This window comes from Prochlorococcus marinus str. NATL2A (assembly GCF_000012465.1).
In the GTDB taxonomy this organism is placed as follows: Bacteria; Cyanobacteriota; Cyanobacteriia; order PCC-6307; family Cyanobiaceae; genus Prochlorococcus_B; species Prochlorococcus_B marinus_B.
In genome coordinates, this window is sequence record NC_007335.2 from 1,246,353 (window position 1) to 1,264,066 (window position 17,714).

General features: G+C 35.4%; 11 protein-coding genes. 6 read left to right on the forward strand and 5 right to left on the reverse strand.

Features of this window, described 5'->3' with window-relative positions; all coding sequences use genetic code 11:
• Nucleotides 1-110: 110 nt before the first annotated feature.
• On the reverse strand, nt 111-680 hold the full coding sequence (locus PMN2A_RS06880; protein ID WP_011294830.1) for a hypothetical protein: 570 nt from the start codon (nt 678-680) through the stop codon (nt 111-113).
• A gap of 456 nt (nt 681-1,136) precedes the next feature.
• Between PMN2A_RS06880 and PMN2A_RS10810 the strand changes: the two genes are divergently transcribed.
• Complete coding sequence (locus tag PMN2A_RS10810; protein WP_011295005.1) at nt 1,137-1,274, forward strand: hypothetical protein; 138 nt, start codon at nt 1,137-1,139, stop codon at nt 1,272-1,274.
• 401 nt (nt 1,275-1,675) lie between these two features.
• On the opposite strand, the gene PMN2A_RS06885 is transcribed toward PMN2A_RS10810, so the two are convergent.
• Both PMN2A_RS06885 and PMN2A_RS09990 read right to left on the reverse strand, forming a co-directional pair.
• Complete coding sequence (locus PMN2A_RS06885; RefSeq protein WP_011294831.1) at nt 1,676-3,541, reverse strand: DUF4214 domain-containing protein; 1,866 nt, start codon at nt 3,539-3,541, stop codon at nt 1,676-1,678.
• Between the two features lie 280 nt (nt 3,542-3,821).
• Nucleotides 3,822-5,663, reverse strand: coding sequence for a DUF4214 domain-containing protein (locus PMN2A_RS09990; protein WP_011294832.1), 1,842 nt, complete (start codon nt 5,661-5,663; stop codon nt 3,822-3,824).
• Between the two features lie 568 nt (nt 5,664-6,231).
• Between PMN2A_RS09990 and PMN2A_RS06895 the strand changes: the two genes are divergently transcribed.
• A complete protein-coding gene (locus PMN2A_RS06895) occupies nt 6,232-8,079 on the forward strand; it encodes a DUF4214 domain-containing protein (RefSeq protein WP_011294833.1) in 1,848 nt (615 codons plus the stop codon).
• A 118-nt stretch (nt 8,080-8,197) separates the two neighbouring features.
• Here PMN2A_RS06895 and ychF read toward each other — a convergent pair whose 3' ends face one another.
• Nucleotides 8,198-9,289 (reverse strand): redox-regulated ATPase YchF, encoded by a 1,092-nt coding sequence (gene ychF, locus PMN2A_RS06900; protein WP_011294834.1) that lies wholly within the window; start codon nt 9,287-9,289, stop codon nt 8,198-8,200.
• Between the two features lie 165 nt (nt 9,290-9,454).
• Between ychF and PMN2A_RS06905 the strand changes: the two genes are divergently transcribed.
• Genes PMN2A_RS06905 through cysS form a run of 3 tightly spaced genes read left to right on the forward strand, consistent with a single transcriptional unit; the run spans nt 9,455 to nt 15,061 of the window.
• Nucleotides 9,455-10,528, forward strand: coding sequence for an efflux RND transporter periplasmic adaptor subunit (locus tag PMN2A_RS06905; protein ID WP_011294835.1), 1,074 nt, complete (start codon nt 9,455-9,457; stop codon nt 10,526-10,528).
• A 26-nt stretch (nt 10,529-10,554) separates the two neighbouring features.
• Entirely contained in the window at nt 10,555-13,515 is a 2,961-nt protein-coding gene (gene polA, locus PMN2A_RS06910; RefSeq protein ID WP_011294836.1) for a DNA polymerase I, read from the forward strand.
• 43 nt (nt 13,516-13,558) lie between these two features.
• A complete protein-coding gene (gene cysS, locus PMN2A_RS06915) occupies nt 13,559-15,061 on the forward strand; it encodes a cysteine--tRNA ligase (protein ID WP_011294837.1) in 1,503 nt (500 codons plus the stop codon).
• On the opposite strand, the gene PMN2A_RS06920 is transcribed toward cysS, so the two are convergent.
• A complete protein-coding gene (locus PMN2A_RS06920; protein WP_011294838.1) occupies nt 15,058-16,383 on the reverse strand; it encodes a sodium-dependent transporter in 1,326 nt (441 codons plus the stop codon). The two genes, cysS and PMN2A_RS06920, sit on opposite strands and share 4 nt — an antisense overlap.
• A 92-nt stretch (nt 16,384-16,475) precedes the next feature.
• Between PMN2A_RS06920 and PMN2A_RS06925 the strand changes: the two genes are divergently transcribed.
• On the forward strand, nt 16,476-17,714 hold the full coding sequence (locus PMN2A_RS06925; protein WP_011294839.1) for a 1-deoxy-D-xylulose-5-phosphate reductoisomerase: 1,239 nt from the start codon (nt 16,476-16,478) through the stop codon (nt 17,712-17,714).

A 17,714-nucleotide genomic window follows, 5' to 3' on the forward strand; every position in this document is an offset into this window, starting at 1 on the left:
AGAACACAACTTTTAGGTCACTTAAAAGACAAAAACACCCTATAAATTCATTAAAAGTTAGAACAACTTAAGCTGGACACTAAACTTACAGCAATCCTATCCATTTGTAGTCATACAAGATTTTTAACCTCCACTGCGTTTAGAAAAGCTTCATTTAATGGCTCTAAAGAGCTGTTAGTCCAATCAGATAGAGCACTTCTCATGCCACAAGACCCATTCCTATAGGCATCTGTCATTTCTAAACCTGTTAATACATGATTTCCCAAGAGGAGTTCAAAGACTAGTTCAGGTTGACTATCATAATTACCAAGGCAAGTAGATAATTCTGCTAAAGCATCTTCCATAGATAGTTTCTTTTTTATCCGATATAAATCAAACAGTTCTTTAGCCACCTCACCATATTTTTTTGCTCCACTATCAGAAAAAATAGTATTACTTTGCGTCGAGTTTTCTTCTTTATCAGAATGGAAATTATCTTTTAAATTCAGCAGTTTTTCTATTCTTAAGAGTCTCTGTTCAAGGATATCAATATCACTGGTTGCTTGAATAGAACTTCGTTCTAACAGCTCAGAAACAAAAGCTGTTAGCGTTTTCCCACTCTTTATTGCCTTAGCCTTCACTTTAAGCAGGAGTTGCGGATCAATCTTGATATTCAACTGAGACTTGTCTTCACTCTTCATCTTCTTTTTATATTTCTTCTAGTATATCTATATTTTCTCAATAAAAATCAATTCCTTCCAGTCAGGATCAAATCATTTTCTATGATTTATCAATTAAGGACTTCGCCAACAAAACGTGCTTAAAAGCTAAAACAAAGTTAGAATAGAAGCCTATTGAGAATACTGAGAATCATTGGTATAACTTAACTGCCATACGTTGAATAAAAACTCCATCCAGACAAGTCATAACAACTAATTACAGCTAAATTTTAGGGTTAGACCAAATCGCTAAAAGTTAGACGGTTGTGAGAAATCTTGATATACGACCAAGATCTAAAAGTGAACATGAGAAATATATTCGCTAGTTTCTTTAGCCTTAGATCAAATCATTAAGTTGATAAGTTCTTAATATTTGTTGCCTATTAAACAAAGCTCAGCTAGAAAAAGTAACATCAAATACATTCTTGGCTTCGACCCATGATCAATGAGAACCTTGTAGAGATCCTTCTCGCTGCGATTCTTATCTCAAATACCTATGACAAGGATCAGCCTGTAATTAAATGGGGTGGAATAGTAATAGCCGTTGCTGGGATAGCTTCAGCTTTATTTGGTTAACAATTAAAGCCCTTTTATTTTGGAATAATTCAAATAAATCAAAATTCTTTATATGAGCTGCAATTTTTTGCAGCTTTTTTTGTATTAAATAAAGCACCTATTCATAAATTTATAGCAACAGGTTAGAACGAAAATATTGAGTTACAGCAAAACACCAAAAAGTTAAAACAACGTCAGACAAGCGTATAGTCGGATCGCCGAGAATGATTAGTATTACTAGTCTGCTATACGTTGAATAAAACTCCTATATATCAAGTCATAACAACGTATTTGAACGATAATTTAGGGTTAGACCAGTACAACAAAAAGTTAGACCATCCATTTGACAGGTGAGAATCAGTTGACTCTTCTCTGAACTGGTGAGACCAATTTTTATTTAAAAGTATTAGAGGTTTCTTTCTTCAGCCGAAGCCAGTCATTTCAGTGAAGAGAGCTTTATTTTCCGCTGATTCTGCAAAACCTAGTAGGACTTCGTATCTGGTTTCGGCTCCATTTCTCAAGTTCCCTACCCAATAGTCATAACCACCCTGGTCAAGTTCTCTATTAAGGACATTTATGTATAAGGTCTTGACGTATTGATTGTCAGTGACGTTTTCTCCATATCGCAATTTAAACTCCTCACTTACGAGAAATGAAGAGGCAACAGTTCTTATATCATTTGCACCTGAACTAAATTGCTCAATCCAGTAGGAAAGGCCACTTGCATCAGGAAAACGTCTAAAGGCTGCATTATATAAACGAAACATCCTTCCTGAGTCAGTATTTAAGCCTGTTATTTGATCAAAAACACCTTTTACATCGTCAATAAAATCTAATGTCTTATCAACGAATTGAAGCGAGAATGATGAAAGTCCAGTCGAGTTAAAAGTATCACTACTTGGAAAAAATTCTGTTTGAACTTTTCGACCTGTAATCTCATCAAAACTATCTTTAGCTTTTATTTGATAGTTATTATTACCTTTATTAATAAAATCATAATTAATACTTTCACCCTTGAAAAGTACTCCTGTATCCTTATTAATTATTTTGGTATTATCAGTACTAGGGCTGCTTACATTTGAGACATAACCTGACATCCCAGAATCGTCATCCTTATAGATCTCTTCTAATCTTACACTTTCCGGCTTAGATATTACTTTTCTTATGTAATCATTATATAGTTGATGACCTAAAGGATTGGCCTGTTTAATACTTTCTTCTGTTAGATATTGATCTGACCACTCAGGATCTAAACTATAATCTTCTGTATATTTTGTTGTATAGCCCCACATAGCATATGTAAGACAATAGAGGTATTCTCGCATTACGACCGATTTATATACATCTTTATATTGAGGATGATTTTTTCCAATCATATGTTTGTAGTCTTTATCGTCATAGACACCATTATTTATAGCTTCATTAGCAGCATCCCAAAGCAATCCTTTCCCTTGAAAAGTATTAAATTGTTCAGGGAAGGCACCTGGCAAGGCAAAGTCAGTGAAAGTATGAAGTAAGTGCTCTAGTTGTTGTGTTATTTGATACCTTTGAATAGGTGTGTGATTTAATTTCCAAGTGTAATCATTAGAATTATATAAATCATTTATTTCATCATAGCCTTTAGGTCCGTCATTTAAACTTGGATTCTGATAGGCACTATGTGTATTAATTCCAATTCTTTGGATTGTACTTTTAGATTTCATATATTGAAGAGCTTTTTCTTGTGCTTCTTTATCGATAAACTCTCCATTTGGATTAAACATCAATTTAACTGTTTCAGCGGTTTTTTTGATGAACTCATCGTCTACAGCGGGTAGTCCACTAAGAGCTCCATGTGCAAATAGTCTTAATCCATAAACATCAAGGTATTTTTCCCAAACTCCAAATGTTTCATTTGTAGAAACAACATCTCCACTTGCATAAGAGCTATTAATTTTCTGCAAAGAATTTCCCATAAAGGAATGATTCTTGCATTGATAAAACAACTTAATTGAAGTTTCAGCAGGAAGAGTTATCTCCGTATAAGCTCCTTCAGAGCCGGCGATACCACTATTAATTACATTGCTATTGAAGGTGCTTAATTTTTCTGAATCCTTATAAAATAATATTTGATGACCAAGATTACTAATATCGGATTGATCAAATCTATAAGTAACACCAGAGAGTAAGCTTAAACTTGGTGACTCTATTCCATTAATAAAATAGCCTTTTGCAGAACCTTTATTGCTATAAATATGATTGCTTGTTTTGAGATTTACAGTTACTACTTTATTGACTACCTTTGGCATTTAGAAATAAAAACTTATTCTAGATTAGTTATTGAAATTTTGTGTTTGCATATCATTAAGCGTTTTTTCTACTCAAAAAATTGTTTTAAGCAAAACATGAGACAAAGTTGACCTAGTCGTAATTGGACTCTTAAGACCAAACCGTCTCAAAACTAACCATTTCGTCTCATAAGGTTAGACAAAAAGGTTAGACCATTTCTGCGACAGGCGAGAATCAGTCAACTCTACTCTGACCTCTTTTGAACCAAGTTTTATTTGAAAGTATTAGAGGTTTCTTTCTTCAGCCTAAGCCAGTCATATCAGTAAAGAGAGTTTTATTCTCTGCTGATTCTGCAAACCCTAATAGAAGTTCACTTCTATCCTCTACGCCATTATTAAGTTGTCCAACCCAGTAGTCATATCCCTCTGCATCTGGTTCTCGATCAAGAATATTTTGATAAAGCGTTTTTACATATTGTTCATTTGAGACATTTTCTCCATATTTTTCTTTGAATTCAGAGGAGGCTAAAAATGATTCTGCTACTTGCCTTTCAGTATTTTCTCCTGATCCATTTTTTTCAATCCAGTACTCAAGTCCATCAGAATCAGGGAACCGATTAAAGGCAGCGTTATAGACGCGAAACATCTTTCCTGTGACATCATCTTTTGCTTTGACTTGATCAAAGGTTGCTTCTATTTCAGCAATGGCACTCACTGCTTTATCGGCAAATTGAAGTTTTGGGATACCAGTGATTTCATCAAAACCTTCTTCTGTTTTGATTTCAATGGATCCATCACTTCTTCTGAAGAACTCATATTCTTCTAATTCTTTTTCAAAAGTTTTAGATGTATTCAGTTTAGTTGGATCTACCCAACGATCATCAATATCGACTACTGGGTCGAGCCAATCTGGATAATCTTTTGGTCTACGAGTGGCGGCTATATGACCTTTATAGTTAAACCCTTCAGGAATTGCAGAACCAATCTCTTTTTCTATTAATTCATATTCTTTGGTTCCTTCTTTAGGCATCTCTAAAGGAGCATTCAGTAAATAAACTGGCGATATTGTGTTGCCTAACGCATCTGTCCCTTCATAAATAAGTGATTTAGTTTCTTCCTCTTTAGTTATCGTCGAGTCTCCATCGATAATATTGGGCATGTATAAAAGATTATCCTGATTAGTTCTGTTGCCTGCATATCCAGCAGTATCGGCATATTTCGCTGATCGTGGATCATCATCCGCGAATAGAACTTGTCCGGTTGCAGCCATATGGGCTTCATAATCAAATCCGTCATTAGCTGCTGCACCATCTGTTTGCTCTAAAAGTTGTTGATAGCCAAGTGTTCCTTTTAAGGGTGCAATTAATTCTCCTCCACTTTTTACTTCAGCAATAAATACTGGAAGCATTGGATCTTTTAGATCTGATTCTGGGATTGCATTTGGTCTATATAAAAGATCATCTTGATTAGCTCTGTTGCCTGCATATCCAGCAGTATCGGCATATTTTGCTGATCGTGGATCATCATCCGCAAATAGAACTTGTCCGGTTGCAGCCATATGAGCTTCATAATCAAATCCGTCATTAGCTGCTGCACCATCTGTTTGCTCTAAAAGTTGTTGATAGCCAAGTGTTCCTTTTGGGGGTGCAATTAATTCTCCTCCACTTTTTACTTCAGCAATAAATACTGGAAGCATTGGATCTTTTATTCTGATTCCCTCAATTGAATCAGGAGTAGAAGTTGAATCTGAAGTGGGAGTTGGATCTGGAGTGGGAGTTGGATCTGGAGTGGGAGTTGGATCTGGAGTGGAAGTTGGATCTGGAGTGGATGAAGATTCCTCTATGTTGGGCATGTATAACAGGTCATCTTGATTAGCTCTGTTACCTGCATATCCAGGAGCATCGGCATATTCAGCTGATCGTGGATCATCATCTGCAAATAAAACTTGTCCGGTTGCAGCCATATGAGCTTCATAATCAAATCCTTCATTAGCTGCTGCACCACCTGTTTGCTCTAAAAGTTGTTGATAGCCAAGTGTTCCTTTTGGGGGTGCAATTAATTCTCCTCCACTTTTTACTTCAGCAATAAATACTGGAAGCATTGGGTCTTTTGCTTTTGGAGAAGAGATATTTTCGTTGGTCATTCTTTATTTGAACCTTGTCATGTATAAAGAAACTTCTAACTTACTAGATAATTTATACGATCTATCTAACTGATTAAGGATCGTTAATCAGTGGAAAATAATAATTATGAAAGTCTGGCAGGTAACAAAATGACAATTTCTAACCTGTATGAGAAGTGTAAGGAAAGTGTTATCGAATAAACCTGCCACCCAACACTTGACTCTTAAGCCCAGCTTGTCTCAAAAACCGAGTTTTTCGTCTCAAAAAGTTAGACTAAACGGTTAGACCAAAGGTTAGTCTAACCTCTGAAAACCTTTGGTATGACTAACTTTCTATACGTTGAATAAAAACTCCTTAGCGTCCAGTTATACCAGTTGATTACGAGCAAAAATCAGGGTTAGACGTAAGTTAGAAGAGTAGAACGAAGTTAGAATTCAGCAGTAAAGGGTGACTACTGGGAAGAGTCATGCAAGATTCACAATCATAGAAACCTTACTCGTTTAACTTTAAAATCGAACTTCTCATCTTGGGATATACTTTATAGACAAGCTAGCCAGTGAAAAAGCTAGTGTTTTTTGGGGTTAATCATTGGCAACTTTTACTTGGACTGCGAAAGGAAATCAAGGTGCTACTTATGATGGGACTTTCCCAAGTCATTACAAGAAAGCTCAAGACAATTATTACGCGGGAAATCTAACGGTACTCTCTGAGAGTTTATTAGCTAATGGAAAGATTTCCTATTATATTTCTGGTAATTACAATTTAGATCTTGACTATAAAAATGTCAAATATAATGAACAAACAGGAACTATTTCTTATAATGGATACACTTTCGAATTAAAACAATATGGGAATCATATTGGCACTGGCGAAGCAGATGGCTATTTTGTTGAAAATCTATATGATTTAAGCACAATTGGCTACCTGAATAAAGACAAGACATACTATTCAGAGACGGGAGTTGAAGAAGTAATAACCGGCACATTTGACTATGAAAAAATAGGCGAAAGTTTAAGCTCTCAAAGGACATATTATATAAGTGGAGATGATACATTTAATGGGAGTAAGAAAGATGATAAATTATATTCAGGGCTTGGAAACGATATTATTTATGGGAACGAAGGTAATGATACGTTAAAAGGTGAATCAGGCTCAGATATCATTAAAGGAGGTGATGGCTTTGATAATATTTATGGAGGAACAGGAAATGATAGTCTCCACGGTAATGATGGCAATGATTATATTGATGGAGGCAGTGGTACTGATGTTGCCAATTATGAAGGAAACTTCAGCGACTATTCTTTTGTACAAGATGGTTCAAATTTAAAAGTTATTGATAACAGAATCGGCAAAGACAAATGGACTGACACTCTTGTATCAATCGAATTATTAGATTTCTTAGATAAAAAGTCAGTAACTCCTGTCAATGCACAAACCCTGCAAAATTCTGCTCAAGTTAATACTAGTCCTGACAATACATCTACCACTAATAGTGATACGTCTAATTCAAACAACCTATCAAATCCAAACAATGCAACTTCAAGAGAATTACAACAACTATACATAGCTTATTTTAGTCGACCTAGTGACCCTTCAGGTTTAAATTACTGGACAGAAAAGGGGATTAGTAGAAGTGCTTTCGCTGCCAATATGTACTTACAACCGGAATTTAAAGATGTAAATGGAAACCTATCTGTAGAAGCCCAAGTCAATCAAATCTATTTAAATTTATTTAATCGATCAGGTGATGTAGCCGGACTAACCTATTGGTCAAATCAAATAAATAATGGTTCCTTGCAACTTGCATCGATTGCTAATGATCTTATTTGGGCAGCTGAAAACAATCCGGGAGGTTCTAGCGATTCAAAAACTCTTACTAATAAAACTGAAGCTGCAATTGCCTATACAGCAAAGCTCTCTTCGACTACTTCAGGAATACTTTCTTATCAACCTCAATCAACGAGTCCTTGGATTTCAGGCAAAATTTTCGAAGAGGCTAAATCTTTCATCTCGGAAATAAATCAATACACTACACATACTTCATCGAGTATTGAAAATAGTATTAGTAGGTTTGACAGCCTATCTTCATCAAGCAACTTCAAACTTTTAATTGATCCAAAGTTGAACAAAACAGACACAATCACTGGGATAGGCGTTCAAACTACAGAGACTAAAGCTTTTGAAGATACTTTTAGTGGACTGAATTTAAACTCATCAGATCTCTTTGAAAACCACTCATCGCAAGATACAGATCACCATGATTTCGTATCTCATTTACATGAAGAAGTTCTTGATAGAAAGCCTGATTCTATTGGCATGAACTATTGGCAAGGTCAACTTAATAGCGGAGCTGAAACTCGATACGAAATTCTTCTTGGTTTCTCTGACTCAAACGAGAACTTAGGACTCTTTACTGAGATGACAGGGTTGGGCTAAATAACAAAACTTACAAGTCACTCAAAAGACAAAACACTCATTATAAATTTAATACAAAGTTAGAACAAAGTTAGAATAGCCATAAAAGTCGCTGAAAACCCGTGGTATGACTGGACGCTTATACGTTGAATAAAAACTCCATTACGTCTCCTTCATTCACTATATATTCTTTGCCTTCACTTCTTAGCCAACCTTTGTTTTTAGCTTCTACTAAAGATCCTGCTTCTAGTAGTTTTTTGTATGAGATTGTTTGAGCTCGAATAAATCCCTTTTCAAAATCTGTATGTATTACCCCAGCAGCTTGAGGAGCTGTCATCCCATCAGAAATAGTCCAAGCTTTAGTTTCTTTTTCTCCAGTGGTGAAATAAGTGCTTAAGCCCAGCAATCGATATGTAGCTTTAATAAGACTAATTAAGCCTCCTTCTTCAACTCCTAAACCATTTAAATAATCATCTCTTTCCTCCTCCCCCAATTCAATCAACTCAGCCTCAACTTGCGCTGAAATCTTCACACATTCAGAGCCTTCTTTCGTTGCAAGTGTATTTACTTCTTCTGAAAAGGAATTACCTTTCGCAAGTTCATCTTCACCAAGATTGGTTGCATAGATAATTGGTTTTTCAGTTAATAAGCCTAATGGTTTAATTAATTTTTTTTCTTCATTAGTTAATGAAACACTCCTAACTGCATTTTCATTTTCTAAGGCCTCGCTTAATTTTTCTAATACATCATCTTCTAACTTTGCGTCCTTACTAGTACTTATTTGTTTTTTTAGTCGAGTTCTACGTTTTTCTATCTGATTTAAATCAGACAATGCTAATTCTAAATTTATTATCTCAATATCTCTTGATGGGTCTACTGATCCAGAAACATGAATAACATCATCATCACTAAAACACCTAATCACATGAACGATTGCATCCACCTCCCTTATATTTGCTAAAAATTTGTTACCCAATCCCTCCCCTTTACTTGCTCCCTTAACAAGACCAGCAATATCAACAAACTCCATTCTCGTTGGAATAATTTGCTTACTATTACTAAGTTCGCCAAGCAAATTCAAACGTTGATCAGGGACTGAAACAGAGCCTACATTCGGTTCAATCGTACAAAAAGGAAAGTTTGCTGCTTGAGCTTGAGCATTCGCAACAAGAGCATTGAACAAAGTGGACTTTCCAACATTAGGGAGTCCAACAATTCCGGCCTTAAGCATTTAAATGGTTCTTTAAAGGAACCCAGCTGATTAATCTGACTAAATTAAACCCAATCGTGCCCATTAACAGCGAAAATATTGTTATAAATCTCTTAAGGAAAGTTTTTAAGCTTTCCTTTACATCGTCCAAACTTCTAAAACTCTTGAGTATTTGATTTTCACAAAATGATTTGGAAAAAATTTAAAAAGAAAAAATTTATAGGCCTTATTGCACTTTCGGTCATAAGTGTTGGCGGAATTAGTTTTAAACTTTCACAAGACAACTCATCGAATAAAGACATAACTGAATTTACAATTGCTGCTGAGAGAGGCAGTTTGCCTGGTTTGATAACAGCAAGTGGTGAATTAAAAGCAAATAAAAGTGTAAATGTAAGCCCAAAAAGACAGGGAATACTTGACGAAATTTTCGTTGAGGAAGGAGATCAGGTTAAGAAAGGTGATTTAATTGCGAAAATGGATTTTGGAGATTTGGAATTTAGAATTGACGAGATAAAAGCTAATTATGAGACTCAAAAAGCAAGCTTTAAAAGAAGGGAGATGCTTTTTAATGAAGGAGCCATAAGTGCTGAAGAGTATGAAGAATATAAAAATAAATTTTTAAAAAGCAAAGCCAGATTCAAACAACTAGAAGTAGAAGAGAATGAAATAAGCATTAGAGCCCCATTTAGAGGAGTAATAACCAGCAGATACGCAGTACCAGGGGCATTCGTAACTCCTACGACCTCTGCTTCTTCCTCAAGAGAGGGTGGGGCCACAAGTTCATCAATAGTCAAACTTTCTCAAGGCCTTGAAATAGTCGCGAAAGTTCCTGAGAGTGATATTGGAAGAATAAAAACAGGGCAGGACGCAAGTATTAGAGTAGATGCTTTTCCTGATAAGCGTTTTAAAGCGGTTGTCTCCAAAATCTCTCCAAGTGCGATCAAGAATAACAACGTAACTTCATTTGAAGTTACGTTGTTATTGGAAAATAGACCTGAAGATTTACGCCTTGGCATGACATCTGATATAAACTTTCAAACTGGAGCGACCAAAATCAGCACGCTTATTCCAACAGTCGCAATTGTCACAGAAGAAGGGAAAACTGGGGTTCTAATAGTCGGGAATAACAATCAACCAGAGTTTAAAAAAGTTGAATTAGGTACAAGCAGTGGCAGTAAGACTGCAATAATATCTGGATTAGAACCGGGAGAGAAAGTTTTTATTGATCTTCCTTCTTGGGCTAAAAAAAGAGAGCGTTAATAAATTAATCACACTTGGACTGATTCATGACAGAAATAAAAAAGCCAACTTTATTATTGGTTGATGGCCATTCATTAGCTTTTAGAAGTTTTTATGCTTTTAGTAAAGGTGGAGAAGGAGGTCTTACCACCAAAGATGGATTTCCCACGAGTGTTACCTATGGTTTTCTAAAAAGCCTTTTAGATAATTGCAAATCTATCGAACCCAAAGGGGTCACAATTGCTTTTGACACTGCTGAGCCAACATTTCGCCACAAGGAAGATCCAAACTACAAAGCCAATCGAGATGTAGCACCAGATATATTTTTTCAAGATTTAGATCAACTTGAAGAGATTCTCAAAGAAAGTTTGAATCTTTCAATCTGCAAAGCCCCGGGATATGAGGCAGATGATGTCTTGGGAACACTCGCAAATGATGCAGCTGAAAAAGGATGGAGTGTCAGAATCCTTTCTGGAGATAGAGACCTATTCCAATTAGTGGATGATGAAAGAGACATAGCTGTCTTGTACATGGGTGGAGGTCCTTATGCAAAAAGTGGAAGTCCTAAACTGATTAATGAAAAAGGCGTAAGGGAGAAACTCGGAGTCAATCCAAACAAAGTTATTGATCTGAAAGCCTTAACTGGTGATAGCTCAGACAATATTCCAGGTGTTAAAGGAGTTGGTCCTAAAACAGCAATAAATCTTTTAAACGAGAACCTTGATCTTGATGGAGTCTATAAATCACTTCAAGAGTTAGAAAAAGAAGGCGAGAAAGCAAAACGAGGAGCGATAAAAGGAGCAGTTAGATTAAAATTAAAAGCAGATAAAGACAATGCCTATCTCTCAAAAAAACTTGCAGAGATATTAATTAAAATTCCCATTGATCCAAAAGTAAACTATAACTTAGAAGGAATTAACGAATCAAAGCTAGCTGAAAACCTTGAGAGGCTTGAGTTACATAGTTTATCAAAACAAGTTTCAACTTTTAAAGCTATATTTTCTAAAGATGGATTATCAAAAAAAGATTTAAATCCCTCATCAAAAGAAATTAATATCGCTAACGATAAGACTAAAAATAGTGAATTGAGTACTCTTAATGAAACGAAAGAGATCCCCAAGATAGAACCCAAGATAATAGACAATCTGGAAGAACTTAATAACTTTGTTGCACAAATAATGAAACATACTGATTCGACAAAACCAATAGCCATTGATACAGAAACAACGAGCTTGAATCCATTTAAAGCTGAACTTGTTGGATTAGGATTTTGTTTTGGCGAATCGTTAAAAGATATAGTTTATATACCAATAGGACATCAAAATAAAGAGGGCGATTTAATAAAAATTAATCAAATAAATCAATTAAAGATTGAAGAAGTTATCTTTGCACTTCAGGATTGGTTCTCTAGCAATGAAAATCATAAAACCCTACAGAATGCAAAATACGACCGACTGATTTTATTAAGACACGGAATTATACTAAACGGAGTTGTAATTGATACTTTACTTGCAGATTATATATTTGATGCAACCCTTAAACATAGTTTAGATGAAATTGCTTATAGAGAATTTGGATTTAAACCCAAAAGTTTTTCTGATGTTGTCAAAAAAGGAGAAGACTTCTCTTATGTGGACATTAAGTCTGCGAGTATGTACTGCGGGATGGACGTTTATTTAACAAGAAAATTAGCAATTATTTATATTAATAGATTAAAAGAAACAAGTACAAAATTAATAAACTTACTCAAAGAAGTTGAACAACCACTCGAGCAAGTATTAGCAGAAATTGAATCGACCGGTATCATTATTGATACTCCTTATCTAAAAGATTTATCTTTAGAGTTAACAAAAAAATTAAATACTATCGAGAAAGAAGTTTATAATATTGCAGGAAGTGAGTTCAACCTTTCATCACCTAAACAGTTAGGTGAATTACTTTTTGAGAAACTTGATTTAGATAGGAAAAAATCAAGAAAAACAAAAACAGGATGGAGTACAGATGTAGCTGTATTGGAAAAGCTGGAATCAGACCATCCCATAGTAAAAATGATCATTGAACATCGCACTATAAGCAAGTTGCTTAATACTTATGTAGATGCTTTGCCTAAGCTTATTGAAAAAGAAACAGGAAGAGTACATACAGATTTCAATCAAGCCGTAACCGCTACTGGAAGACTAAGTAGCAGCAATCCAAATCTGCAAAATATCCCTGTCAGAACTGAATTTAGTAGACGAATAAGAAAAGCCTTTCTTCCGCAAAAAGATTGGAAACTTCTAAGTGCAGACTATTCACAAATTGAACTTCGTATACTCACACATCTTTCAGGTGAAGAAGTACTAAAAAATGCTTATTTAAAAAATGAAGATGTCCACTCTTTAACAGCAAAACTTTTGTTTGAAAAAGATGCTATTGACGCCGATGAAAGAAGAATAGGAAAAACAATAAATTTTGGGGTTATTTATGGTATGGGGGCTCAAAGGTTTGCAAGATCAACGGGCGTTTCATTAATAGAAGCAAAATATTTTTTAAGTAAATTCAAAGAACGTTATCCAGCCGTTTTTAATTTTTTAGAATATCAAGAAAGACTTGCCTTAAGCCAAGGGTTTGTTGAAACATTGCTAGGGAGAAGACGATATTTTCATTTCAATAAAAATGGGCTTGGAAGACTTCTGGGAACTCCACCAAATGAAATTGATTTAACTACTGCCAGAAGAGCAGGGATGGAAGCACAACAATTAAGAGCCGCAGCAAACGCACCTATTCAAGGCTCAAGTGCAGACATAATTAAGCTAGCAATGATTCAGTTGCATTCAGCTTTAAGAGAGACTGGATTGGCAGCGAAAATTCTACTTCAAGTGCATGATGAACTCGTGCTAGAAGTTAATCCCAAAGATTTGGAGGAAACAAAACTTCTTGTCAAAAACACTATGGAAAATGCTGTAAAACTTAGTGTCCCTCTTATCGTTGAAACTGGCGTTGGAGTAAATTGGATGGAAGCAAAATAGTTGCTGACAAATTCAATAATTTCTCACATTCTTATCTAAGAAATTGTCCCTAAAATTCACAAACACCTTATCCAAAAAGAAAGAGGATTTTATTTCTATAAATCCTAATCAAGTTAAAATATATTGTTGTGGTGTAACTGTTTATGATCTTTGTCATCTTGGTCATGCCAGAAGTTACCTTAATTGGGATGTATTGAGACGGTTTTTAATTTGGAAAGGTTTTGAAGTTAAATTTGTACAAAACTTCACTGATATTGATGACAAAATTATTAATCGAGCAAATAAAGAAGGATGTTCTACTGATGAATTAAGTGAAAGAAATATTGATGAATTCCACAAAGATATGGATACTCTTTCCATTCTTAGACCAACTAGCATGCCAAGAGCAACAAAATGCCTCCATCAAATTATTAATTTCATAGAAGAATTAGAACAAAAAAAAGTAGCTTATTCATCAAATGGTGATGTTTATTTTTCAGTAGATAAACATAAAAATTATGGGAAACTTAGTGGAAGAGAAATTGAGGATCAGATAGATAATGCAGCAGGGAGATTAAAAACAAATCAAAAAGAAAGTAAAAAGAACTCGCTTGATTTTGCCCTCTGGAAAAAGTCCAACTCAGGTGAGGTTAGTTATTCTTCACCTTGGGGAAACGGCAGGCCAGGTTGGCATATTGAGTGTTCAGCAATGGTTAAACAAGAATTAGGAGAAAGTATTGATATTCACCTTGGTGGATCAGACCTGATATTTCCTCATCATGAGAATGAAATAGCTCAATCTGAAGCCTGTAATGGGAAAGAGTTAGCAAAATACTGGCTTCACAATGGAATGGTTAATGTGGGGGGTGAAAAAATGAGTAAATCACTAGGAAATTTTACAACCATTAGGTCTTTATTAGAGGAAGATATTTCACCTATGACTTTGAGATTTTTTGTGTTACAAACTAATTACCGAAAGCCCCTAGATTTTACTGAAGAAGCGCTAAAAGCTGCTTCAAAAGGCTGGGAAAGATTAAATAATTGCCTGTCTTTTGGTTATATCTATAAAATTAAAGATCAATCTAAAAACGAAATCTTCCTAGATAAACCGATAAAAAAATCTGCCAACACTAAACTTGATAAAAACTCATTCAAATTATTATCAGACTTTGAAAAATATATGGATGACGACCTAAATACATCAGGAGCTTTATCTATTCTTTTTGAACTATCTCAACCAATTAGAAAGATCATTAACTTCTTAAAAGAAAAAGATATTAATGAAGTTGATCAAGATGAATTAAATCAAGTTTTTAATAAATGGGAACTACTCTCTGAGTTAGCAGGAGTTCTGGGTTTAAAAGTAAATTTAAATCAAGAAAAACCAAAAAATAATCCTGAACTGGACACTAATAAAATTGAAGAACTTATAAAGAATAGATCCTTAGCAAAAGCTAATAAAGACTTTTTACTCGCTGATAAGATAAGAGCTGATTTGAAAAATATTGGAATTGATTTAATTGATAAACCTAAAGGGGTTACTGAATGGAAACAACTTTCAGATTAAGCAAATGTTTCTATTGTAGATAAGACTGTCAAATAAAGTCCAATAGCAATAACCGGTGGAGACACCCAGCGCAGCATAAACTTTAGATACCTTCTAACTCTTAAATTAGCATTAGAATTTGCAAGATCCTCATCATAACGATTTGGAACAATCCAACCCAAAAGAATTGAAATTAGAAGGCCACCTAATATCAAGAGTGTATTACAGATGGCATCGGACTTGCCTAAAAAGTCTGTAGAAATAGCAGACGGTATTCCAATCAAAAAGATCACTAATGTTGAAGTCCAAACGGCCTTCTTCCTACTCCAATTCAACCTGTCCATTAAAGAAGATACTGGTACTTCCATTAATGAAATCGAAGAAGTAATAGCAGCTATAAAGGCCAATCCGAAGAAAACTGCAGCAATCAATCTCCCAAGCAATCCAAGATTTGCAAATCCAGTTGGAAGAGCGATAAATAAAGTCCCAACAGTTGATTCACTGATAACATCTTTCAAACCAAAACTCATAACGACAGGGAATGTAATCAGGCCTGCAAGTAAACCCACAGCAGTATCCAAAGTTGCAACTCTCAAAGCTTCTTTAGGAAGATGATTTTTACGGTTTAGATATGAAGAATAGGCAACCATAATTCCAATACCCAAACTTAAAGAAAAGAAAGCTTGTTTAAACGCATTACTTATTGTGTTTTTATCAAAAAGTTGAGAGGAATCCCATTTAAGTAAAAATGATGTATACCCTTCCCATGCACCAGATAAAGTTGCAGCCCATATAGCCAATAACAAAAGGAGTCCAAATAAAAATGGCATTGCCCATTTTGTTAGTTTTTCAATACCTCCACGAACGCCTGCAACCACAACAAAAGCAGTTAACAATAAGCTGATTATTTGACCTACAAATACACTATTACCACTGCTAATTTTACCAAAAAATTCTCCCGCCTCAGTCATATCTGAGGGTAGGCCAATAAATAAAGAATGGAAGAAAGTATCAATTGTCCATCCCATTATCACTGCGTAATAAGAAAGAATTCCACAAGAAGCTATTGCAAAAAGCCACCCTAAAGGCTTCCAATTTTCACCAGCAGCTTTAATTGGCGCAAGGAAAGGACTACTAGCAGTACTCCTGCCCAAGACCATCTCTGCCACCAAAACGGGGAGGCAAACAACTAAAACAACCAATACATAAAGGATAAGAAACGCTAGTCCCCCTCCTTGAGAGGACCTATAAGCAAAGCCCCAAAGGTTTCCAAGACCTACTGCACTACCAGCCGCTGCAAGTGCAAACCCCAGTCCTGATCTCCATTGTTCCCTTTCTTGCATAATAAATCTCTATTAAAATCCAGAAGAAACTGGTAAATACCTAACTGGGTTATACCTTTAAATGGGAGACTGGTCATACTTGCCTTCACAATGTGAAAGCCATAAGCGTTTTAGGCTCAACAGGATCTATTGGAACTCAAACCCTTCAAATTGCAGAAGAGTTTCCTGAGCAATTCAAAATTGTTGCTCTAACAGCAGGAAAGAATCTTGATTTAGTAATCAAACAAATTGAAACTCATCAACCTGAAGTTGTTTCACTAGCAGATGAATCGCTTTTATCAGAACTTTCTTCTCGAATTAATAGTCTCACTGAAAATAAAAAAATAGTCAAAAAGCCCTTATTGATGGCGGGAGCCGAAGGACTTAATACTGCAGCAGCTTGGGGAAGTGCAGATCTTGTTGTAACTGGAATAGTTGGCTGTGCAGGCCTCCTACCAACACTTGCAGCTATTGAAGCAGGGAAGGACCTAGCTCTAGCAAATAAAGAAACTTTGATTGCAGCAGGACCAGTTGTAATTCCGGCTTTAAAAAAAAGCGGCAGTAGACTCTTACCTGCAGATTCAGAACACTCAGCGATATTTCAATGTCTCCAAGGAACGCCATGGGCTGACAATGCAAGACTCTCAACTGGAATGCCTACTCCAGGATTTAAATCAATACAATTAACTGCATCAGGGGGAGCCTTTAGAGATTGGAAAGCAGAAGATTTAGTCAAAGCAACTGTCGAGGATGCGACTAGCCATCCTAATTGGAGCATGGGAAAGAAAATAACTGTAGATTCTGCAACCCTCATGAATAAGGGACTCGAAGTCATTGAAGCGCATTATCTTTTTGGTCTTTCATATGACCAAATCGAAATCATTATCCATCCACAAAGCATCATTCACTCGATGGTTGAATTGGATGATTCATCAGTTTTAGCTCAATTGGGATGGCCAGATATGAAGCTCCCTATTTTGTATTGCTTAAGTTGGCCTAGTCGACTTAAAACCCCATGGCCAAGATTAAAGCTTACTCAAATAGGCAATTTAACTTTTAAAGAACCAGATACTAAAAAATATCCATGTATGGAACTTGCTTACAGCGCAGGAAAATCAGGGGGGACAATGCCAGCAGTGCTTAATGCAGCTAATGAAAAAGCAGTAGAACTTTTTCTAGAAGAAAGGTTTAAATTTATCGATATTCCAAAAGTAATTGAGGCGATTTGCGAGAAACATAAATGCGACCTAAATCTAAATCCAAGCCTCAGTGAAATTCTTGAAATTGACAACTGGGCAAGAGAAGAAGTCTTAGATTATTCAGAAAAAAATATTACAAAAATGCAGTTTTAG

Bases quoted from the DNA above. Each gene is read 5' to 3' on its own strand.
- PMN2A_RS06880 (WP_011294830.1), bottom strand. From the start codon at position 680: ATGAAGAGTGAAGACAAGTCTCAGTTGAATATCAAGATTGATCCGCAA.
- PMN2A_RS10810 (WP_011295005.1), top strand. From the start codon at position 1,137: ATGATCAATGAGAACCTTGTAGAGATCCTTCTCGCTGCGATTCTTATC.
- PMN2A_RS06885 (WP_011294831.1), bottom strand. From the start codon at position 3,541: ATGCCAAAGGTAGTCAATAAAGTAGTAACTGTAAATCTCAAAACAAGC.
- PMN2A_RS09990 (WP_011294832.1), bottom strand. From the start codon at position 5,663: ATGACCAACGAAAATATCTCTTCTCCAAAAGCAAAAGACCCAATGCTT.
- ychF (WP_011294834.1), bottom strand. From the start codon at position 9,289: ATGCTTAAGGCCGGAATTGTTGGACTCCCTAATGTTGGAAAGTCCACT.
- PMN2A_RS06905 (WP_011294835.1), top strand. From the start codon at position 9,455: ATGATTTGGAAAAAATTTAAAAAGAAAAAATTTATAGGCCTTATTGCA.
- polA (WP_011294836.1), top strand. From the start codon at position 10,555: ATGACAGAAATAAAAAAGCCAACTTTATTATTGGTTGATGGCCATTCA.
- PMN2A_RS06920 (WP_011294838.1), bottom strand. From the start codon at position 16,383: ATGCAAGAAAGGGAACAATGGAGATCAGGACTGGGGTTTGCACTTGCA.